The sequence below is a fragment of the Rugamonas rubra genome (assembly GCF_900114705.1).
Classification (GTDB): Bacteria; Pseudomonadota; Gammaproteobacteria; order Burkholderiales; family Burkholderiaceae_D; genus Rugamonas; species Rugamonas rubra.
Genome location: NZ_FOTW01000008.1, coordinates 210,369 through 232,410, shown reverse-complemented (window position 1 = coordinate 232,410; position 22,042 = coordinate 210,369). Strand labels below are relative to the sequence as shown.

Annotated in this window: 18 protein-coding genes; all 18 read right to left on the bottom strand. The window is 64.4% G+C overall.

What is annotated here, in order from left to right; genetic code table 11:
• Positions 1-45: 45 nt before the first annotated feature.
• Complete coding sequence (locus BM252_RS08880) at positions 46-600, bottom strand: FxDxF family PEP-CTERM protein (RefSeq protein ID WP_093386420.1); 555 nt, start codon at positions 598-600, stop codon at positions 46-48.
• Between the two features lie 132 nt (positions 601-732).
• On the bottom strand, positions 733-1,776 hold the full coding sequence (locus BM252_RS08875; protein ID WP_342742483.1) for a TIGR03790 family protein: 1,044 nt from the start codon (positions 1,774-1,776) through the stop codon (positions 733-735).
• 102 nt (positions 1,777-1,878) lie between these two features.
• On the bottom strand, positions 1,879-3,294 hold the full coding sequence (locus BM252_RS08870; RefSeq protein WP_093386415.1) for a mannose-1-phosphate guanylyltransferase/mannose-6-phosphate isomerase: 1,416 nt from the start codon (positions 3,292-3,294) through the stop codon (positions 1,879-1,881).
• On the bottom strand, positions 3,291-4,451 hold the full coding sequence (locus BM252_RS08865) for a nucleotidyltransferase family protein (protein WP_093386413.1): 1,161 nt from the start codon (positions 4,449-4,451) through the stop codon (positions 3,291-3,293). The genes BM252_RS08870 and BM252_RS08865 overlap by 4 nt, the downstream gene beginning before the upstream one ends.
• A 20-nt stretch (positions 4,452-4,471) precedes the next feature.
• The gene (gene galE, locus BM252_RS08860; RefSeq protein ID WP_093386410.1) at positions 4,472-5,470 is read right to left on the bottom strand and encodes a UDP-glucose 4-epimerase GalE; all 999 of its coding nucleotides are present in this window, start codon (positions 5,468-5,470) and stop codon (positions 4,472-4,474) included.
• Entirely contained in the window at positions 5,467-6,717 is a 1,251-nt protein-coding gene (locus tag BM252_RS08855) for a glycosyltransferase family 4 protein (RefSeq protein ID WP_093386408.1), read from the bottom strand. The genes galE and BM252_RS08855 overlap by 4 nt, the downstream gene beginning before the upstream one ends.
• The gene (locus tag BM252_RS08850; protein ID WP_093386404.1) at positions 6,701-8,011 is read right to left on the bottom strand and encodes a nucleotide sugar dehydrogenase; all 1,311 of its coding nucleotides are present in this window, start codon (positions 8,009-8,011) and stop codon (positions 6,701-6,703) included. The genes BM252_RS08855 and BM252_RS08850 overlap by 17 nt, the downstream gene beginning before the upstream one ends.
• Positions 8,012-8,032: 21 nt before the next feature.
• On the bottom strand, positions 8,033-10,018 hold the full coding sequence (locus BM252_RS08845) for a heparinase II/III family protein (RefSeq protein ID WP_093386402.1): 1,986 nt from the start codon (positions 10,016-10,018) through the stop codon (positions 8,033-8,035).
• The gene (locus BM252_RS08840) at positions 10,015-11,088 is read right to left on the bottom strand and encodes a glycosyltransferase family 4 protein (protein WP_174900464.1); all 1,074 of its coding nucleotides are present in this window, start codon (positions 11,086-11,088) and stop codon (positions 10,015-10,017) included. The genes BM252_RS08845 and BM252_RS08840 overlap by 4 nt, the downstream gene beginning before the upstream one ends.
• Positions 11,089-11,322: 234 nt before the next feature.
• Positions 11,323-11,742 carry a serine acetyltransferase gene (locus BM252_RS08835; RefSeq protein ID WP_174900463.1) on the bottom strand — a complete coding sequence of 140 codons (420 nt, stop codon included), beginning with the start codon at positions 11,740-11,742 and terminating at the stop codon, positions 11,323-11,325.
• A gap of 11 nt (positions 11,743-11,753) precedes the next feature.
• Positions 11,754-13,004 carry a glycosyltransferase gene (locus tag BM252_RS08830; protein ID WP_093386397.1) on the bottom strand — a complete coding sequence of 417 codons (1,251 nt, stop codon included), beginning with the start codon at positions 13,002-13,004 and terminating at the stop codon, positions 11,754-11,756.
• Between the two features lie 112 nt (positions 13,005-13,116).
• Positions 13,117-15,360 (bottom strand): DUF4962 domain-containing protein, encoded by a 2,244-nt coding sequence (locus BM252_RS08825; protein WP_093386394.1) that lies wholly within the window; start codon positions 15,358-15,360, stop codon positions 13,117-13,119.
• Positions 15,361-15,549: 189 nt separating this feature from the next.
• Complete coding sequence (locus BM252_RS08820) at positions 15,550-16,494, bottom strand: glycosyltransferase family 2 protein (protein ID WP_093386392.1); 945 nt, start codon at positions 16,492-16,494, stop codon at positions 15,550-15,552.
• Positions 16,495-16,496: 2 nt separating this feature from the next.
• A complete protein-coding gene (locus BM252_RS08815) occupies positions 16,497-17,933 on the bottom strand; it encodes an O-antigen ligase family protein (protein WP_093386389.1) in 1,437 nt (478 codons plus the stop codon).
• A 9-nt stretch (positions 17,934-17,942) separates the two neighbouring features.
• The gene (locus BM252_RS08810) at positions 17,943-19,451 is read right to left on the bottom strand and encodes a lipopolysaccharide biosynthesis protein (protein ID WP_093386387.1); all 1,509 of its coding nucleotides are present in this window, start codon (positions 19,449-19,451) and stop codon (positions 17,943-17,945) included.
• A gap of 127 nt (positions 19,452-19,578) precedes the next feature.
• Entirely contained in the window at positions 19,579-20,265 is a 687-nt protein-coding gene (gene epsI / locus BM252_RS08805) for an exosortase-associated protein EpsI, B-type (protein ID WP_093386384.1), read from the bottom strand.
• 12 nt (positions 20,266-20,277) lie between these two features.
• Positions 20,278-21,171, bottom strand: coding sequence for an exosortase B (gene xrtB, locus BM252_RS08800; RefSeq protein WP_093386382.1), 894 nt, complete (start codon positions 21,169-21,171; stop codon positions 20,278-20,280).
• On the bottom strand, positions 21,171-22,037 hold the full coding sequence (gene epsG, locus BM252_RS08795) for a chain length determinant protein tyrosine kinase EpsG (RefSeq protein WP_093386652.1): 867 nt from the start codon (positions 22,035-22,037) through the stop codon (positions 21,171-21,173). Before epsG ends, xrtB begins: the two co-directional genes overlap by 1 nt.
• Positions 22,038-22,042: the final 5 nt, after the last annotated feature.

Sequence of the window (22,042 nt, the reverse complement as noted above, 5' to 3'; positions counted from 1 at the left end):
GGCCGCCGTGGCGTCCGCCGATTATCTAAAGTAAGGAGGTCGAACTTAGGCCGCGTTGCTGCGGCGGCGTGCCACCACGCCCAGCAGGCCCAGGCCGGCCAGCAACATGGCGTAGGTGTCGGCTTCCGGTACCGCGCTCAGCACGTGGCCGTTGCCGGCGAAAGCGCCGCCGGCGGCCGAAACCACATTGCCGCTCACTTTGAAGTAGTACGAACCGGCCGCCAGCGAGTTGACCGTCAGCGTCCATTTGTCCTGCAGGCCAGTCTTGAGCTGGGTGCCATTCAAGACCATGGCGTTGCTGTTGCTGTTGTACAGGGCGAAACCGGTCAGGTCCAGGCCGTTGCTGGCCTTGGTGCTGATCGAGGTCAGGATCATGTCGACATTGCTCACACCGGTGGTGGTGAAGGTGAACTGGTCGTTGAACAGGTTGTGGGCGTTGCCGTTGGCGAAGGTGTCGTCGAAGTGGGCGGTACCTGCGGCCAGGGTCACCGCTTCCGGCAGTTGGCTGATGTCGATCGGGGCGGCCTGGGCGGCTTGGGCGACCAGCGCGGAGCCGGCGAAGACCAGGGCTGCGGCGATGTTGTTGAAATTCTTTTTCATGCTTGCCTTAACTGAATAATCTGCCCCGGCCGGATGCCGGGACATATTGAATTGCTACTGACTTGGTCGCGATGATAGCATATTCATCAGGAAAGTGTTATGTATATTGTATGAAATAATTGCCGTGCGGCACTACCGCGCCGCGCCCCGGTACGGCGCCGCCAACGGCTCGCCGATGAACACGCCCTGCCCCGGCCAAGCCACGCTGCGCCAGTAGGCCTCGATGGCGCTGGCGCCGCGTAGATAGTGCTGCAGCAGCACGGTGGAATTGGGGAACTTCTGCCAGTAGTTGCACGGCTCGGACACGGTGCCGTAGCTGGCCGTGGCGCCCGCCTCGAGCCAGCGCAGGCTGCTCATCTGGGCGTCGCCGAGCAGGTCGCCGCCGACCGAGGTCAGGTGGTCGGCCAGCGCGCCGGGCAGGAACTGCAGTGTATCCAGCTTGGCCACGCGCGCCATGCCGGTCTGGTAGACCATGATGTCCTTGGCGTCCTCCAGGCTGTCGGCGTGAAGGTTCTTGATGGTCAGTTTTTTCTGCGGCAACACCATGGCGCGCGGAAAGAACGGCGCCCGGCTGTTGCGCGCCTGCTCGCTGGTGACCAGGTAGTAGGCGCTGGCCGCCGGCGTCGAGAAGCCGCTGACCTGGCCGCGCCCGATCAGCGCCTTGGCCTGCTCGACCGACTCGGTCGGCAGCAGCATCGACAGGCGCATGCCGAACTCGGCCTGCGGCCGCGCCGAGGCGGTGTTGTAATAGGCGCTCGGCTTGCCCGGCCCGCAGGGTTTCTGGCACAGCGCGGCGTCGAAGCCCATCGTGTACGCCGCCGTGATCGAGTTGCACTCGACCGCGTAGGGCGCCGTCCAGACCATCAACACGGCCTGGATGTCAGCGCCCAGTTGGCCGTCGATCTGCTCCTTGAGCTGGCGGAACTGTTCAGCGTCGAGCTTGTGGGGCTTGCCGGGAATGCGCACATGCACCACGTTCCTGGCCGGTATGTTGCGCGCCTGGCGGTAGTACTCGCCGATCTCCACGCTGTTGGCTTCGTCGTCGTTGACCACGATGGCGAGTTGCGCCGGCTGCAAGCCGGCGGCCGCGGCCGGCTTGAACTGCGCCGAGGCGGCGGCCGAGGCCAGCATGGTGGCACAGCACAGGCCGCGCAGGAGGGTGGGAATTGTAGGCAAGTGGCACTCTGGTCAATGTGAAAAAAAAGCGGAAGCCAAGGCTTCCGCTGTCGATTATAGCGCCATCGCGCCGCGCCGCGTGGCGCCGCCGCCGGGCCAACCTCAGGCGCGCGAGTAGACGTCCTCGAAGCGCACGATGTCGTCCTCGCCCAGGTAGCTGCCCGACTGCACTTCGATCAGGTGCAGCGGCAGTTTGCCCGGATTTTCCAAGCGGTGGTTCATGCCGATCGGAATGTAGGTCGACTCGTTCTCGGTCAGCAGGCTGACCTTGTCGCCGCAGGTGACGCGGGCCGTGCCGCTGACCACGATCCAGTGCTCGGCGCGGTGGTGGTGCATCTGCAGCGACAGCTTGCCGCCCGGATTGACGGTGATGCGCTTGACCTGGAAACGCTCGCCGATGTCGATGCCCTCGTAGCAGCCCCACGGCCGGTACACCTTGGTGTGGTGCAGGTGCTCGGTGCGCTCCTGCGCCTTCAGGTGCTCGACGATCTGCTTGACCCGCTGCACCTGGTCCTTGTGCGCCACCAGCACCGCGTCGGCCGTCTCGACCACCACCAGGTCCTGCACGCCGACCACCGCGACGATGCGGCTCTCGGCGCGCACCAGCGAGCCGGACACGCCGTCCAGGTAGACGTCGCCGCGCGCCACGTTGCCGTCGGCGTCCTGCGGCTGCACCTCCCACAGCGCCGACCAGGAGCCGACGTCGCTCCAGCCGATCGAGGCCGGCACCACGATGGCGTGGCGGGTGTGCTCCATCACCGCGTAGTCGATCGAGTCGGACGGGCAGGCGGTGAAGCTGGCCTCGTCGAGGCGGCAGAAGTCGAGGTCGCGGTAGCCCAGCCGCACGGCGGCCTCGCTGGCCGCCGCGATGGCCGGCTGGAACTGCTCGAGCTCGCGCAGATAGCTGTCGGCGCGGAACAGGAACATGCCGCTGTTCCAGAAGTAGTTGCCGGCGGCGACGAAGCCCTCGGCCGTGGCCAGGTCCGGCTTCTCGACGAAGCGGTCGACCGCGAAACACTGCGCGGCGGCGGCCGCCTTGCCGCTCTGGATGTAGCCGTAGCCCGTCTCCGGGCCGCTCGGCACGATGCCGAAGGTGGCCAGGGCGCCCTCGGCGACCAGCGCGCCGGCCGCCTCGATGGCGGCGAAGAAGGCGTCGACGTCCTCGATCACGTGGTCGGCCGGCAGCACCAGCATCACCGCCTCGGCGTCGATGACGCGCAGGTAGTGGGCGGCGGCGGCCACCGCCGGCGCCGTGTTGCGGCCGACCGGCTCGAGCAGGATGCCGAGCGGCGCCTGGCGGATCTCGCGCATCTGCTCGGCCACCAGGAAGCGGTGCTCGTTGCCGCAGACGATCAGCGGGGCCATCAGGCCGGGCCGGCCGGCCAGGCGCAGCGCGGTGTCCTGCAGCATGGTCTGCTCGCCGACCAGCGGCAGCAACTGCTTGGGCAACACGGCGCGCGACAGCGGCCACAGACGGGTGCCGGAGCCGCCCGACAGGATGACTGGATAGATTTTCATGCTCTGTTTCTCTTCTCGTTGATATCGTTGCTGTTGTTCGTGCGGCGTTTGCTGCGCCGGTCGCGCGCGTTGGCCCAGGCGTCCGGGTCGCATTCGGAGACGTGCTTCATCTCGCCGGCGCGGTCGACACTATAGTCCTTGAAGACGATCATTTCCTCCAGCGAAACATCCGGTAACACTCGGGTGTATTCGAACAGCACGCTGCGCACCACCTCGGCGCCGGCGCAGACGTGGCTGCCGTGGCCGATCCAGGTCGGCCCCACGATGCGCACGCCGGCCTCGATGCGGCAGCCCGAGCCGATGTAGACCGGACCCTCGATCTGCGTGCCGTCCCAGTCGATGCTGGTGTTGAGGCCGACCCACAGGCCGTCGTCGACCTGGATGCCGGGCATGTGCAGATTGGCCACCTCGCCCATCAGCACGCTCTGGCACACCTCCCAGTAGTCGCTCACGCTGCCGATGTCGATCCAGTTGAAGCCGCGCGTCTGGGCGTAGAACGGCAGGCCCTTCTCGGCCAGCAGCGGGAACAGGTCGGAACCGATGTCGAACGGCCGGTCCGACGGGATCAGGTCGATCACCTCCGGCTCGAAGATGTAGATGCCGGTGCTGACAAAGTTCGACAGCGCCTCCTCCTGGCTGGGCTTCTCCTGGAACTGGCGGATGCGCCCGTCGGCGTCGGCCACCACCACGCCGTAGCTCGACACCTTGTCCCACGGCACCTCCTTGGTGATCACCGAGGCCAGCGCGCCCTTGCGGCGGTGCTCGAACAGGGCCGACTTGATGTCCAGGTCGATCAGCGCGTCGCCGCACAGGACGATGGTGGTGTCGTCAAAAAAGCCGCCGAACTGCTGGATCTTCTTCATGCCGCCGGCCGAGCCGAGCGGCTGCGGCACCACCTCGCCGTCGTCGTTGGTGTAGCCCTCGAAGGAATAGCCGATCTGCACGTCGTACTGGTGACCCTCGCCGAAGTACTCCTCGATCTTCTCGTGCAGATAGCTGACGTTGACCATGATCTCGGTCACGCCGTACTTGTGCAGGTGCTCGATCAAATAGGCCATCACCGGCTTGCCGAGGATGGGGATCATCGGCTTGGGCAGGTCGTAGGTCAGCGGGCGCACCCGCGTGCCCTTGCCCGCCGCCAAAATCATTGCTTTCATGTGCTGCGCGCCTTGTTCAATTATTTGGGGCCCGACTGCCAGCGCCAAGAGTCGGCGCACATCTGCGCGATGCCACGCTCGGCCTTCCAGCCCAGCTCGCGCTCGGCCAGGCCGGCGTCGGCGTAGCAGGCGGCGATGTCGCCGGCGCGGCGCGCCACGATCTGGTACGGCACCGGACGGCCGCTGGCCGCCTCGAAGGCGCGCACCATCTCCAGCACGCTGTTGCCGCGTCCGGTTCCAAGGTTGTAGGTCAACACGCCCGGGCCCTCGGCCAGCTTGGCCAGCGTCTTCAGGTGGCCCAGCGCCAGGTCGACCACGTGGATGTAGTCGCGCAGGCCGGTGCCGTCCGGCGTCGGATAGTCGCCGCCGTAGACCGACAGGCGCTCGCGGCGGCCGTCGGCCACCTGGGCAATGTAGGGCACCAGGTTGTTGGGGATGCCGTTCGGCTCCTCGCCGATCAAGCCGCTCTCGTGCGCGCCAACCGGGTTGAAGTAGCGCAGCAGGGCGATCGACCAGGACGGGTCGGCCTTGATCAGGTCGCCCAGGATTTCCTCGATCATCAGCTTGCTGCGGCCGTAGGGGTTGGTGGCCGACAGCGGGAAGTGCTCGAAGATCGGCACCGAGGCCGGATCGCCGTAGACCGTCGCCGACGAGCTGAACACCAGCCGCTTGACGCCGGCCGCCGCCATCGACTCGAACAGCACCAGCGAGCCGGTGATGTTGTTGTCGTAGTAGCGCAGCGGTTGCTCGACCGACTCGCCGACCGCCTTCAGGCCGGCGAAGTGGATCACCGCGTCGACCGCGTGGGCGGCGAAGACGGCGTCGACGCCGGCCCGGTCGCGCACATCGACCGGCAGGAACACGAAGGGCTTGCCGGCGATGCGCTCGACCCGCTCCTGCACCGAGGCCTTGGCGTTCGACAGGTTGTCGATCACCACCACCTCGTGGCCGGCCTGCAGCAGCTCGACCACCGTGTGCGAGCCGATATAGCCCATGCCACCCGTTACCAGTATCTTCATTTGCTTTCTTTCCGAATCGATGGCGCGGCGCCCGGACGGGGCGCGTCGGCCGAGAACAAACGCTCGTAGGCGGCCAGCAGCTTGGGCGCCTCGTATTCCCACTCCAGCTCGTTGACCACGCGGTGGCGGCCGAAGGCGCCCATCTCGGCGCGCCGCGCCGGGTCGTCGAGCAACTCGGCGATCTTGCGCGCCAGGTCGACCGGGTCGTTCTTCAAGGCGTACAGCGAGGCCTGCTGGGCCGACACCTTGCCCTCGACCAGGTCGAACTGGACGATCGGTTTGCCCAGCGCCATGTATTCCATGATCTTGTTCATGGTCGACTTGTCGTTCATGTCGTTGGCCACGTCGGGGTTGACGCAGACGTCTGCCGTGTTGAGCATCTCCAGCAACTGCTGGTCCGGCACGCGGCCGGTGAAGGTGACGTAGTCGGCGATGCCCATGTCGGACGCCATCTGTTTCATCTGCTCGAGCGAGGTGCCGCCGCCGACCAGGCCGAACTGCACGTCAGTGCGGCCCAGCGTCTGGATCAGGTGTTGCGCCGCCTGCAGCAGCAGGTCGATGCCCTCCTGCGCCCCCATCACGCCGACGTAGCCGACCAGGAAGGCGCGGCCGCGCTTGAGCGCCGGCACCGGCGGCAGCACGCGCAGGCGGTCCAGCTTGGGACCGCTGCGCACCACGTAGCACTTGTCCGGGTCCATGCCGCCGCGCTCGACGGCGATCTTCTTGTACGACTCGTTGGTGGCGATCGACACGTCGGCCGTCTTGAACGACCAGCGCTCGAACAACACCATCAGCTTGTAGAAGAAGTCGCGCCGGCCGAACTTGGCCTCGTACAACTCGGGGTTGATGTCGTGGTGGTCGAACAGGAACTTCTTGCCCATCGTCAGCTTGAAGAAGCCGCCGATCAGGAACAGCAGGTCGGGCGGGTTGCAGGCGTGGATGATGTCGAAGCCGCGGGCGAACTGCACTTTCCAGGCCAGCCGGAAGGTGTGGAACAAGGCCAGCGAGTACTCCACCAGATAGCCCTTGGCGCCCTCGGCCTCGAGCGGCAGGCGGTAGCGGTGGATGTGGATGCCGTCGATCAACTCGTAGCGGCCCTCGTAGCCCTTGCCGGTCGGACAGATGATCGACACCTCGTAGCCGTTGGCGTGCAGGGTGGTCGCCTCCTGCCAGACCCGGCGGTCGAACGGCGACGGCAGGTTCTCGACCAGGATCAGGACGCGGCGCTTCTTACCAGCAAATGCCATCGTACTGACCTCCGCTTTGCTCGGTGCTGATGCGCACCAGGTCGACCACGCTCTGGCCCGGCTTGAGCAGGCCCGGCAGCGCCTTGAACTCGGCCGCGCCGTTGCCCACCACGATGGTCTCGGCGAAGGCCAGCACCTCCTCCATCGAGTCGACCATCAGCTTGGAGATGTGCGGAATGTGGTTCAGGATGTAGTCCTGGTTGGCGCCGGTCAGCGCCGCCAGGTTGACGTTCTTGTCGTACAGTTTCAGCTCGTAGCCCTTGCCCAGCAGGTGCTCGATAACGTCGACCAGCGGCGATTCGCGCAGGTCATCGGTGCCGGCCTTGAACGAGAAGCCGAGGATGCCGACCTTGCGCGCGCCCTTGTCCATGATCATCTTCAGGCCCTTGTCGACCTGCTTCTGGTTGGACGGCAGGATGCTGTTGAGCAGCGGCAGGTCCAGGTCCAGGCTGCGCGCCTTGTAGGTCAACGCGCGCACGTCCTTGGGCAGGCAGGAGCCGCCGAAGGCGAAGCCCGGCTTCATGTAGTAGGACGACAGGTTCAGCTTGGTGTCCTGGCAGAAGATCTCCATCACCTTGTGGCCGTCGATGCCGACCGCCTTGCAGATGTTACCGATCTCGTTGGCGAAGGCCACCTTGACGGCGTGCCAGGTGTTGTCGGTGTACTTGACCATCTCGGCCGTCTCGACGTTGGTGCGCACCAGCGGCGCCTCCATCTTGGCGTACAGCTCGACGAGCAGCGCGCCGGCCCGCTCGTCACTCTCGCCGATGACCGTCTTCGGTGGGTGGTAGTAGTCGTAGACCGCGGTGCCCTCGCGCAGGAACTCGGGGTTGTTGCAGACGCCGAAGTCGACGCCCGCCTTCTTGCCGGAGGCAGCCTCCAAGGTCGGGATCACCAGGTTGCTCATCGAGCCGGGCAGCATGGTGCTGCGCGCCACCACCACGTGGAAGGCGTCCTTGTCCTTGATGGCGGCGCCGATCTGCTCGCAGACCTTGCGCACGTGGCTCAGGTCGAGGTTGCCGTTCAACTGCGACGGCGTGCCGACGCAGATCAAGGACATGTCGCTGCCCAGCACGGCGTCGCGCACGTCGACGGTGGCGCGCAGCAGGCCGCTCTTGACGGTGGCGGCGATCATCTCGCCGATGTCCTTCTCGATGATCGGCGTGACGCCCTGGTTGATCAGGTCGACCTTGGTGCGATTCGGATCGACGCCGATCACCTCGTGGCCGTCGCTGGCCAAACAACCTGCCGATACCGCGCCCACATAACCCAGGCCAAAGATACTGATTTTCAAAATATGCTCCTCAAAAAATGGTTATTCCGTCGGTGACCAGTGGAATTCGGTCACTATTTCCGTCGTGCCGTTGATGCTCCCCCGCCACACGGCGGTGGTGATCGGTGATTTTTCGTCGAACTTGCGCGAGATCCAGCCGCCAATCGGCGTCTCGCTGGCGCGCAGCAGTTGCGCACCGGCGCCGAAGGCGCAGGCCAGCGTCAGGCCGAGGCGCCGTCCGCGCGCGCGCACCCGCGCGCCGTCGAGGCCGACTTGACAGCCTTCGGCGAAGTGCCAATGCAGCGCCACCTCGTGTTCGCCCCGACATTGTAATATGTCTTTTACAACAACACGGTTTTTCTGCGTATCGAACTCGACCTGGCGGCGGTGCGTCAGCGGATCGGACAGCCGGCAATAGCCATCGTGCTGGCCGTCGAACAACTGCACGGGTCCCGAGGGCTGGTGCGCCAGCAGGCTGGCGTTCGCCTTGCGCAACCACATGAAGTTGCCGCCGATTTCGGACTGGTCCTGGCCGTCGACGCAAACGGTGTTGTGCGCGGCGGTGCTGCGGAAGTAGTCGCGCCACGCCTTTTGCGTATGGTAGGCGTAGGTGCCCGGATCGATCAGGAACTCCTCGCCGCCAAGCGACAGGGTGAACGCCAGCGCGTCGGCGTGGCCGTGGGCGGCGATCGACAGGTAGCCGAGCGGCGCGCAGTCGGCCACCAGGCGCACCTCGGCCGGCGTGCCGAAACCATTCCCGAGCAGATAGTAGCCGCCCTCCGGGAAGGCCTGCACCGGGCGCTCCTCGGCCGGCGCCGCCAGGGAGTCCCAGCCGAGCAGGCCGGCCGCACCCAGCAGCCAGCGGCTCTTGTCGTCATAGGCGCCAGCCTTGCGCTTGAAGTCGGCGCGGCCGAACAACACGGCGCAACTAGCTAGCAGGGAGCGGTACGGCGACCATGCGCCGTCGTGCGCCAGACGCACCATCTGGGCGTCGTCGGCGTCGCCGATCATCGGCATGTTGCCACCGGCGTCGAGCAGGGCCGCGATGAAATCGGCCAGGCGTTCGAGCCGCTCCAGATAGGCCGCCGAAAAACCGGCGCCGTGGACCTGGCCGAACAACTGGCACAGCAGCATCATGTCCATCACCTCGTGCTGATAGTAGACCGCCTGCTCGCGGTTGACGCCGTCCGCCGTGTTCTGCTTCAGGGCCTCCACCTCCAGGCCCCGCCGGGCCAGCGCCTGCCAGCGCGCGCTGGCAGGCCAGCACGGCCAGACCAGGCTGGCGACGAACAGGCCCATGTACTCGCCGAACAGATGGTTGTTGGCCGATGAGTGGCGCGAAAAATATCCCTGGATGAAATGGCAGTGCTGGTAGACGCTGTCGAGCCACTGGCGCTGGAAGCGCTGTCCCTCGGCGCCGGCGAACAAGGGTGAACTGGCGCCGCCCAGCAACTCCCAGGCGCACGCCCAGTTGAGCAGGCGCACCGCCAGCTCAAGCGAACTGGTCCAATGTACGCCCTGCGGATAGGGGCACTGCTCGAACCAGGATTGCAACAGCGCGCGCGCGCCGTCGGCGTAGCGCTGCTCGCCGCTGACCCGCCACGCCTGGGCCAGGGTGACCAGCTCGAGATGGCGGCTCGGCTCCCACAGGTATTTGATGTCGCCGACCACGCGCTCGCTGCGGTAGTCGATCTGCTTGCCCAGCCCCATCGGCGCGTGCGTGCCGGTCTTGGGGTCGCAGTTCCAGCGCGGCGGAAAGCCCAGTTGGGCGCCGCGCAGGGCGAACACGTTCCAACGGCCGGCCAGGATGGCGTCGGCGGCGGCGGCCAACGCCACCGCGTCGACCTGTGCCGGCGCCTCGCCCAGCAGGGCCGGCATGGCCCCGGCCAAGCGCGGCGCCGGCACTTGCGCAACCAGCCCCAGGCCGAACTTGCTGGCCTTCTTCTGCGCCAGCTGGCGCACGCGCCAGAGGATTTCCGGCAGCCCCATCAGTTTAAGACGGTTGATCTTCCAGGCGAGCGTAGTCATCGTGCGGCGAACCCCAGGCTGAGGTAGACCGACTCGAGTTGCGGCAGCACCGCTTGCGCCGAGAAGGTGGAGGCCACCTTGCGCCGCGCCGCCTCGCCCATGCGCCGCGCCAGCGCTGGGTCGGCCAGCAGGCGCGACCAGCGCTCGGCCAGCGCCGCCACGTCGCCCGGGGCGACCAGGAAGCCTTCGACGCCGTCGCTGACAGCCTCGGGGATGCCGCCGACCGGGGTGGTCAGCACCGGCAATCCCGCCGCCATCGCCTCAAGCACACTCATCGGCAGGCCCTCGCTGTAGGAGGGCAGCACGTACACCACAGCCCGCGCCAAGCGGGCGGCCTTGTCGGCGCTGGAGACCCAGCCCAGTAGGTCGACGCGGTCGGCGATGCCCAGCGCCTGCGCGCGCGCACGCACCTGTTCCACCTCGCCGTCGCCGCCCAGTTGCAGGCGCAGCGGCAGCCCGGGCTGCGCTGCGCGCACGGCGGCGGCGGCGCTGAGCAGATCGTAGCTGCCTTTGTTGTGCCCCAGACGGCCGAGGAACAGCGTCTGTCCGGCGACCCGCGCCTCGTCGCCCGCCGGCTCTGCCAGCAGAACCGGGTTGTAGATCGCCGTGATGTGGCGGTTGCCGCTGATGCTGGCGACCCAACTCTTCCAGGTCTGCGACAACACCACAACGTGGGCCGCGTGGTCGAAGACGTAGCGCACCAGCCGTTTTTTCACGGCCCCGCAGTCGCGTTCGTAAAAATCGTGGAAGGCGCCGCTGTGCAGGTGCAGCACGGCAGGCACACGAAACGCGAAGGCGGCCAAGAAGAACACGGATTTGCGCCAGAAGCTGGCGCGGCGCGAGACGTGGACGTGCAGCAGGCCGACCTGGCCGCGCAGCAGGAGGCCGGCGAAGCGCCACAGGGCTGCGGCGAGGATGCGCAGCTTGGCGCCGGCGCCGCCGTCGCAATGGGTGGCGATGTACTCGATGGGCAGGCGCTCGAACAAGCCGGCGGCGCGATACACGTTGACTACGGCGGAGATGCCACCCATGGTGTCGAAACGTGTTCCTATCATTACTATTTTCTTCATGCTTCCTCGTTGCTGAATGGAATTCGCGGGCGGGCCACGCCATCGCCAGACATGGCGGCCCGCAGCCGGCGCAACGATCCGCTGCGCGTCGGCCGACATTCTATCAAGTTGTCACGGAAATAATGCTATGCACGACACAATTTATGTTTCTGGCGGCATTTGGCCCGGCCGCCGCCGCGCCACCTGGGCCGCGCCGCTTGAGTGGCGCGGCGCAACGACACGAAGGCCTGCGGTTTATTTGCCGGAGGCGCGGATCGGCTTTGCGGGCACTCCGGCCACTCTGCTCCCCGGCGCGACGTCGGACAAGACGACGGCACCGGCCGCCACGACGGCACCAGCGCCGATCACCACCGGCCCCAGAATTTTGGCCCCCACACCCAAGAAAACGCCATCATGGATGACGGGCACTTCGTGCCTACCGGCCCGTCCACCGATTACAACTTGGGCACCAACATAGATATTTGAACCCAACACGGCCCGCTCGTGCACCACGACGCCCAAGCCCTGATAGGCAAAGGTCACCCCCTTGCCCACCTTGACCGACGGCGGCAACACCACGGCGAAAAGAATCCGGTTCAGCAAATACAGGCAGCGCGGCAGGAGCGGCACCCCCATTCGAAACAGGCAAGAGTAGAGACGAAAGATCTGGATCAAAGGTGGGCTCCCTACATTACGCCGGGCGCGGCGCCGGCTTCAGATGACTTGCCTGTTAGGGCGCCATATCGCCGCCCAACTACCTCGGCCAACACTCGATAGCTCCGGTGCTGCTCAATATAGCCGGGTCCCGAACTGGCGCGCGCGCGCGCCAGTTCGGGGTCGGCCAAAATCCGCAACATACCGTCGGCCAAGGCCTCTGCGGTACTTTCGGTTAGGCTGCCGGACTGACTCGACGCTAACACCTCGACCTGGTCTGGATTGTCGTTCCCCACACACGGCAGCGCCAGTGCCAGATACTCAAGGATCTTCGTCGGCGAATTGGTGTCGAGCAGCGCCCCCCTCGGCACATATGACACGGCCAGATCGGACCCGGCCAGTAGAGGCCAGGCTTGGCGCGAGGCCATCCAGCCTGTGACATGCACGGCCTCGGACAAGCCGAGCTGCGCCGCACTGGCCAGCAGCGAGTCCAGGTCGGGGCGGTAGGAGGCGTCGCCGATCAGCAACAAGCGGGCCGTCGGATGAACACGGCGAACATGACCCAATGCCTCGACCACAACGTGCAGGCAGCGAGGTCGGTCGAGCGTCCCCAAATAGGCGATGACGGGCAAACCTTGCCAGCCATCGAGACGCTCTGGCACCACCGCCTGCGGATTCAGCACCTCCGTGTCCACCCCCATCGGCACCGCGCTCATCTTTTCGCGCGAAATACCCTGCGCCGCGACAACATCCAACATCGCCGCGCTTTGTACGAAGACGTGCTTAGCGCCGGGCAAAACAACCCGATTCAGAATCCAACGCTCAGTCAAGCCCTTGACCAACACGGCATACGCGCGTAGGCCACCGCCGGCGGCGATCTGAGCGCGCGCGTTGTCGATGCGCCCGTTGCACATCATGAACGACATCCAGTACACAAAAGGTATACCCTTCAGCCGCGCAAAAAGTAGGGCCAGCCAGCCGATGGCGACCATGTCGCGCACTTGGATCACGTCGTAGTTCGACTTGTCGACGCGCCAGAGCTGACGCAAACAAAGCGCCAAGTAGGCAAGCTCACGACGCAAGCGATTCGGCGAATATGCGGAACAACTCAATCCGGGCCGGTCCGTTGCACCCGGTGCGGCGGCGCTGGCCGGGCCGACCAGGTGACAATCGACGCCCAGCCTCGGTAGATAGCGTCCGAATAGGACGGCGACGTCGGCCCGGAACGTGGGCAGCGGTTCCGGAACGAATTGCAACAGCCGCAGCCGTGATGGGAAATTCAATGCGAGCCTCCAACAAAAAAAAGGAAGCGACGGGAGTCGCTTCCGATATGACCGCCCAGCGACGGTGAGGACCAGCGGCCGGAGCGCCCCAAGCGGCGCGCCCCGGCTTGCGTTAGGGCTGTAGCGTGATCGATTGCGTGCCGACCGTCAGCGACCGCCCATTCGACGTGGTTGTCAAGGATACCACAGGATGCTTGCAACCGACGTCCAATAGCATAAGGAACTCGGCCGACTTCAACGCGCTGGTCTTGACATATGCGCCGTGGAACTCGGTGGAGCCCGGTTTCGGCGCCGGCCCGACGATCGACTTGTACACCTGTCCCGAACTGTTAGGGATCGGCCTGACACAAACCGACTGGTCGATGTTGACGATCTTGGCCTCACCAGTGCCGCTGACGTTGATGGCGACCGGCGCGTGCAAATTCCATTCGAACGTTCGCGCCGTCGCCGAGGCCAGTTTGTCGAGCACAACAAAGGCGTCCTGACTACGGAGATACCAGACCTGGCGGCGCGCCGACGTCAGCGCTCCGGCAAAAGCGGCCGTCGCATCGCCCTCGACGAAATCGACCGCCGTGGAAGCGGAGAAGCCAACGATCTTGCCGTTACGCACCATCGGCTCCTTGTAGCCCTCGGTGCGCTGCCCCTGGCCGCCGTCGAAGGTCACCGCGTTCTTCGACTTGGTGGCGCGATACCAATCTGTCCACATCGGCGAGTTGTACCAGTCGTACCAGCCGGTGCCGATCAACAGCTTGCGGCCGCCGCGGTTGAGGGTGAAGCCGTTCTGGTCGCCGTGGCTGTGGTTGAAGGAACCGTATGGGCTGGACTTGAAGTAGAACGAGGTGCGTGCCCGGTCGGCGATGTTGCTATGGATGGCGGCCCAACCGATACTCGGGTAGTAGGCGGAATTGGGCGGCGGCGCGCTGCTGGTCGCGCGCAGCACCGGCAACGGGTAGGCGATCTGCAACTGGGTCAAAGGATCCTCGTCGCCGGCGATGTTCTTGTAGAACCACGCGGCTTGGGGTGAGTTGACCCGCGAGGCGAGCGCCTTCATATAGCGCAGATCCGGCGTTTCCTCGTTGCCGTCGCCAAAAGTATGCGAGGGTGTGCCGGGAGGCGTGAAGTGCATGAAGAACTGCAGAAATCCACGTGTCCAAGGCTTGCTGAAGATATCGATCCCCGTTGCCGTGCTCATCGGTTGCCAGACCTGCAGCGCGGCATCGATCGCATATTGACCATAGGCCGTGCCGTTCGAGTAGCCGCCCTCCGGACCGCTCCAATGGAAGATGTAGTTGACGTAGTTGCGGAACGAGAAGTCGAACCAATCAACTGCGGCGGGAACATCGCCCAGCGCAAGCGTCGCCACCATCGCCAAGTAGCCCAAATTCGAGCCGCCGTGTTCGTCGAACGGCATCTGGTCGAGCCAGCCGTTCTTGCTGGACAAGTCGTTATACACGTCGGCGGCGCGCTGACCGGCGTTCTTGACCCACGCCGCGCGTCGCGTCGCGTCCAGATCCGCAGCCAGGAAGTCGGCCGCCTTCAGCAGAGAGGCGGCAATCGGCAAGGTTATGATGTCGAACTGAGCGTAGCCGGTCGGCCCGGCCGGACTGAGGCCAGCGAGCTGGTCGCCGCGCAACAAGGCCTCGCCCAGGTAGGCGCGGTCGCCGGTCAGGCGGAACACCAGGGCCGCTGCCTCAAGCTGGCGGCGGACGATGTTAACGTGCGTGCGGATGTTGGACCACTGGGCGTTGACATCAGCGGTTACCACTTTGGTCGTGGTCAGCTTCCACATGCTGTCCTTGACGGGCGGCTCGGAGGTGATGACGCGCTTCACATCGGCCATCAGGCGGGTCAGCGCGCCCCCACGCTCGGCGACCATCGCCGCACTCCAGGCGCTGCGCACCGGCATACCGGCAGGCATGGCGCGCGGCCGTGGGCGGCTGAGAATGGACGCGCGCATCACCGCCGATTCCGGCACCTCGAACACGGCCGAACTGGCGTTGAGGACGAAGCTGCGCGGCGTCGACCATTCCTGCGTCGTGGCCGGGCGTACCCGCCACGAGTAGGTGCCGGCGGTCATCGCACGGGCGGGCCAGTACCAGTTCTTCAGTACCGTTACTGTCGTGATCTTGCCAGCAGTCGGCCCGCTGATTTCCAATACATACGCCGACGGATTGGTCCCGTGGCGCGACCAGGAGAAGGCGGGAGGATTTTGCGCCTGTGCCTCCAGATTGGTGGGCAACGGACGTGTCGCCAACGGATCGGTCGACTGTGCCCAATCAGCATGGCAGGGGATCCAAACGACGGCGGCAGCAATCAGCAGCGCGTGCCGAGCAAGGCGTGATGTATTGAATGGCATAGAATTCTCCGGATGCGAGAAGAAGTGCGAACGATTGATTGACTATGGGCGCAAGTCAGTGGCGAGTGCGCCGCCGGTGGTATAGGACGGAGCCATCTGCCGAAAAAAAATCTTACGATAAACTAAAGTATCCCGAGGGAATTACAAACTAACTTGCTCGACCTCATCATTACTATACAACAGAAGCCGTCAGGACAGCCTATTTTTTCCACCAAGCCAGTTTTTGCACCGTTCTACAACACCCATTCCACCCGGCACACACATCAGTAAGGTGGCCCACCAGCGCTTCGCGCACGGCCCACGACGGATTGTCGCCAGTTGCCGCAAGGCCGCGTGGCGCCGCCCATCAAGCAAGGCGGTGCGGGCCAAGCTGACACGCGCATCGGAGACCAACCACAGCGCCGCCTCGCGCATCTGCGCCGGAGTCTCGCCGTCGAGCGCACGCTTCTCGAGCCGCGCCAGCGCCGGCAGCAACGTCCGCACCGAGTTGCTAGCGACGAGACTTCCAGCGACGGCAACACGGTAGGCGACCAGCGGCGACGGGCAGTAAATCAGCTGCAATTTTTCCATCAGACGAAACCACAAATCAAGATCCTCGCCCATCGATTCTCCAGGCGGGAAAAACGGCCCAAACGGCAGCAACTCGGCGCGACGCACCGCGACTGAATTGGTGCAAAACAGCGAGCCGAAGCGCAGTCGGTAAAAACCATTCTCAACCACTTCGAACTGGGCCGAAACAGACATGACGCCAACACCCGCATCCTGGGATCCATCTGGAATACGTTCGTAGCCGGTGGCATAGAAAGCGCCAGCAGGGTGCCGCGTAGCCATCGCTACTACAGTTTCCAGATAACCGGGACGATACCAGTCATCGGCATCCAAAAAACAGATCAGTTCGCCAGTCGCAGCCTCGATGCCGAAGTTCCTCGCTCGAGACACTCCACCGTTCGGCACCCGAAACAAGCGAACCTGGGGTTGATTCATCGCTGCAACCAACTCGGCGCCATTGTCCAGCGACCCGTCATCTACGACAATAATCTCGACGTCGCGGTGGGATTGCGTCAAAACCGACCGAATCGCCGCCTCGACAAAAGGCGCTTTGTTGTAAAGTGGAATGATAACCGAACAGAGCATCACTATGCGACCTCAGCGAGGGCACGAGCCTGAGCAGGCGCGATTTGCGGCGACTGCTGCAGCGCTTCAGCGCGTTGTTTCCAAAATGCCGCTAGGACGATCAGGAGCAACAACTGCATGAGTTGCTCGGTGCCGAAGCCGATCAGCGCCAGCGGCACCTCGCTGAAGGAGCGCGAGAGCATCAACAAAAAAAGTGCGCCGGACAGACCGTGGCTAGCACGCAGCGTCTTCAGCGTAAACGCCAGCATTGCAGCGGCGTACAAGAACAACCCAGCGGCGCCAACAGCCCCGGCACTGGCCAGACTCTGGTAAAGCTGATTGTGAGCATGATAGGCATAAGGAATACGGATTTGCAGGCGGTAGGCGTCGTCGAAAATAGTCAAGCCGTAACCGAACACCGGATTGCGGTACCACTCTTGTATCGCGATCCGCCAGATTTGATCGCGCCCTGTCAAACTCACCAGTTCGGCCCCCGCGCTGGAGTCGAAAAAGCGTGCAATGCGGTCACCCATGCCACCGAACATGAACGCGACGCAGATCACGGTCAGCCCGCCCAGCGCGCAGATGATAACGACAACCGGGATGTGAGGGCGGCGAAAATCTAACAAGCGTTTGCTAACCGAAACGCCGGCCTGAAAATAGAAAAGGCTACAAGATCCAAGCAGAAACGCGATATAGCTAGATTTCGACTGGGTCAGCAACAATGCAACTCCGCCAACACACCAGGCTAAGATGGTCATCCAGCGCCGCCGGTAGGGCGAGTGCCACAAGCAGAACAGGAACGCCGCAGCAAGCGGCCCCAGACTGTTCGCATGGGTGTTGAGACCGGCCAGACGGATGTGCACACCGGGAAGGATGCCGACGTAATTGTGGCTCATCACAAGCTCCGGCCGAATTGCCCCCGCCGCGAGACCGGCCAACACAAAGACAAATACGCCGTTGCGAAAACTGCGTACCGCCGCCTCGCCCTCGGCGCGCGAAGTGAGCAAGGCGGCAGCTCCGGCAGCCGCGAACATAAAGTAATCTTTTAGCAATGATGGATGGGCCGACCATAAGGCTGCGGTGACGATGTTGCCAGTGTAGTAGGCACAGAAACCAACCATCAGTAAAGTGGGCAGCGATGCCCGCTGGCGCCCGGCGAGAGCAAACTGGCCCAAGCGTTCCAACGGAATCAACAACAACAGCAAGGTGGCGATACGACTGGACCAAGCTACCACCGCGTGCTTGGTCGGAGGCGGGCCCGCCAGCAACTCGTCAAACATGAACAGATTCCGGTGTGACAACAGCGTCGCGATACCGATGGAGAACAAGACCGGATAGAAAATATAGGGCAACAACCCATCCCGATGCTTGTGTCCAAGGTGAAGCAGCACCGCGATCGCGAAGACCAACGAGAAGGCGATGACCAGCACAACCACGCCATAGATAATCAGTTCCATGCTTTTCTCTTATCCTTTATTGCAAGCGCTAAGGTAACCGGACAGGCGCCCCGGCAAGGGCGGGCTGAAGCGCGCAAGCATCGTCGCCACGCGCGCGCCTAGCACACGCGGAAACAACAACACCACCAAGACAACAACGCCGACTCCGGCCAGCGCACCGCCGGCGAGTGGCAGCATCGGCGCCCTCCCCGCTAGCCGCCCCAGCATTCCGCCCGCCAAGCTGGCGCCGGTGGCGATCAGTACCACAACTACACTGCGTCCGGCCATTGGCGCCAAATCGGCAACACCGATGCCGAGCCGGCGGCACGCCGCTGCGCCAACAACTAGAGCACGCGCCAGCAGACTACCGGCGGCGATCAAGGCAACAGTGTCGGCGCCCCTTCCGGCGAAGGTGGGCAGCGCGTAGAGCATGGCCAACAACACCGGCAACTGCAGCAGACTCTCCAGATGCTTGCCACCCGTGTTCCAAAGGATGGGCGTCGACATGCCCCAAGTGATGTAAAGCGGCATGGCCAACGCCAAGATCGCGAACAAAGACGCGGAATCCGCCCAGGCTGGGCCGTATACGGTGCCGATCAAATCCCCCGCGATGCATGCCAAGGCGACAAACATCGGCGCGATTACGATCCAGATCATGGCGATAACGGACAGATAGGCCTCGCGCAGCCGCGCCCGATCATCCTGTAGCCTCGCCCCTGCCGCCAGGAACGCCGGCTGCAGGGCCGTGAGAAACAATGAGTTGGGCGTGTTGGCCAGGTTGTAAGCGATGTTGTATAGGCCAACCGCGTGCGCATTCAAGTAGCGTCCAAGGAAGATCCGGTCCAGATTGTTGAGAAACCAGTTGCACAGATTCGTCGCGAAGACCGTCACCCCGACCTGCGTGAAATCGCGCGCGCCGGGATACCACAACAAGGGCCACCACGAATGCGGGTGGCGCAGAATGCTCAGCAGAAAAGCGGAAAGCGTCTGGGTCAACCAGGCTGCCACCAGCGACCAAACACCCAAACCCATATAAGCGCAGCCGATGCCCACTACCAGATAGCCGACGACGTAGCTGGTGATCTGAATGATATTGAGCGCGCGAAAATCCATGTTCCGGCGCAGCAAACTACTCGCCGGCGCGGTGACGGCGCTGATCACGCAAGTCAAACTCAGCCAGCGAACGATGGGCTCGACGCGCGGCTCGTTGAAGTACTGGGCCACCATCGGCGCCAGCAAGAACAACAGAACCGTCGCCACACCGCCGGAAATAAACTGCCAAGTGAAGGCGAAGCGGATGTCCTTGTCGTCGATCTGTTGGTTTTGGATCAAGCCCCAGGAAAAACCGAAGTCCGCCAGAAAGTTGCTGAATGTCATCACGATCAAACCCAGCGCGAACAAGCCATAAACCTCCGGGCCCAACATGCGCGCCAACACCACCTGGGTGCACAGCTGCAGCGCGAAGCGGGCGACGGTGCCGACCACGGCCCATTTGACCGCACTGACGCTCTTGCGCTCAATATCGTGGCCCGCGCTCATGCTGGCGGCCGTAAAGACGGAGCTCGCGCTGGCCGCCAGGAGGGGAGTATCGTGTGAAGCAAAATAGGATTCCTGATTAAAAAGAAGGAGCCGGCAGCCAAGGGACGAGGCCCGCCGCCGCCGCGCGCTATCCGTTGAAGGTGCCGATCAGGCGCGTCCGGTCTTTGCTCTTGATGTTGTCCAACAAGGCCTGGACGAACTGCGCCTGCACGCCGTAGGCGCGGTTGACGTCGGTGTCGATGGTCGACACCCGCACCAGCATGCCGTCGGGCACCGTGCCCTCCAGGCCGTAGCGAAGCCGCTGCAGGCGCTGCTGGAAGTCGGGCCGGGTCATCTTGTCGCCGATAGTGATCCAATACGTGATCGGTTCGCTGCGGTTGCCGCTGACGGCCAACAGGCGCTTGACCGGCAGCACGCCGTAGCTGGTGTCCAGACTGACGAACTGGTCCTGTTTGATCTCGAAGCCCTGCGAGGCGTAGCACACCTCGGGCCGGTGCACGCCCATGCTGTCGCCTTGGTCGCCGCCGTAGGCCATCGACAGCATCACGCGGTCGCCGTTGCGGTTGACGTAGGTGCGCGACAGTGTCTGGTTATAGATCCGGTCCAGCCTCGCCTGCGTGTCCGGATCGACCTGCAACGGTACTATCGTGTCGTCGACCCGCCAGTCGGCGAAGGTGGCCGGAATCATCGTGTCCAGCTGTAACTTGTCGCGCCGGTCCGCCATCTTGTTGGTCGGCGCCACGATCTTGCTCAGGCCGGCCGAGGACACCATCAACAGGCACATCACCATGCTGGCCACTACTGTTTTTTTCATGTCTAGATCTCCTTAGGCCGCAGTCGCGGCGCGTTTCTTCACCACCCACTGCAGCACCGAGTCAAGACACAGTATCAGCACCAGCGCGGTGATGAACAGCACCATGCCGGCGAAGCCGTGCAGGAAGCCCTGGCCGGCGGCGTCGCCGAAGAAATAGGTGATCAGCGTCAAGGTAATGACCCGGATCACGTTGGCAGAAAACGAGATCGGAATGATCAGCAGCGCCAACGCAATGTTACGGAACGGCGAGGTGTGGCGCACCACGTTCAGGTAGAACAGCCCCAACGCCTCCAGCGTCAGCAACGTCTGCAGACCGGCGCAAGCGTCGGCCACCAGCAGTTGGTACTGCCCGATCTGCAGGATCACGCCGTTGCGGGCGATCGGCAGGCCGGCGGCATAAAGGATGTGCTCGGTCGCGTACGACACCGCCATCTTCATCGGCATGGTCAGCTGGCTCACCAGAGGTCCCGGCAGCGGCACCATGAACAACATGAAGAAGAATGGGAACCAGACGGCGGCCAGGGCCTTGCCGCCGCGCTTGAGCAGAAGGATCGCCGCCGCCAGCATGATCAGCGACAGGATCTCCATCGACAAGATCTGCTGCGAACGGCCCAGCACGTACATCGCCAGCGCGACGACCAGCAACGGCCAGCCGGCCGGCGTACCGGCGCGCCCGGCGCTGCGCGCCAGCATCTCCGGCCACTGGCGGTAGATCAACCAGGCCGACAAGGCCAAGATGATGGGCCCGTGGGCCTGCTCCTCGGTCGACCAAACGCCGCGGAACAAGCCGTACACGGTGGGCAGCAGCAACGCCAGGAAGCCCAGCGCCAGCGGCAGCCATTCCGGCAGCAGCTCCCGGTCGGCGAAAAGGCGCGCCAGTGCTGGCCGATTACCTGGGGGATTCATCAAAAATCAACCATGACGGAGCCAACCACCTCGACACCGTTCTGCCCCATCTGCTCGGTCATCGAGCTGATGCTGGACATCAGTGTCTTGTTCTTGCGTGCCACCAGCAACACGCCGCCAGCGCGCGCGGCCACGGCCAGCGCGTCGGAACCGGTGGCGAACGGCGCCACGTCGTAGATCACGGCGTCGTAGTTGGCCTCCAATTGCGTGTTCAGGCCGCCGAACGAGGTGCGGCTGAGCAGCTCGGCCGGGTTCGGCGGCAAGGTGCCGGCGCCGAGCAGCGACAGGGCGACAAAGGCGTTGATCTTGGCGATGGCGTCCATTTCGGCGCGCCCGGCCAACATGTCGGACAGGCCCTGCTTGGCGGTCACGCCGAAGATCTCGCCCTGCTTCGGATGGCGCAAATTGGCGTCGACCAGCAGCGTGCGCTCGCCCAATTGCGAGAACACCACCGCCAGGTTGGCGGCGAACAGGCTGGCGCCGTCGCCGGAGTCGATGCCCAGCACCACCAACGACTTGCGGCCGCGGGCGAACCACCGCAGCATCAGCTGGCTGCGCACGGCGCGCAGCACCTCCACCTGCGGGCTGAACGGTTGATAGGCGGCCACCAGCAGGGGCGAGAAGCGCCCCTCGCCCGGTTGCAGATAGGGGTAGTCGAACTGGCGCGCCAGCACTTGCTGGATGTCGGCCTCGGTAATCAGGCCGAGCCGCTGCGCCGCCTCGCCGAAGCGGATGCCCAGCTCTTTCTGCATGCGCAACACGCGCTCGGCGTTCTCCGGCGTGATCTTGCCGGACTCGAGCAGCAGTCCGCCGATGCTGGAATCGGCGCCGCGGGGTGGCGTGGAGAGGGGGGTGACAGGTTGCATTTTGT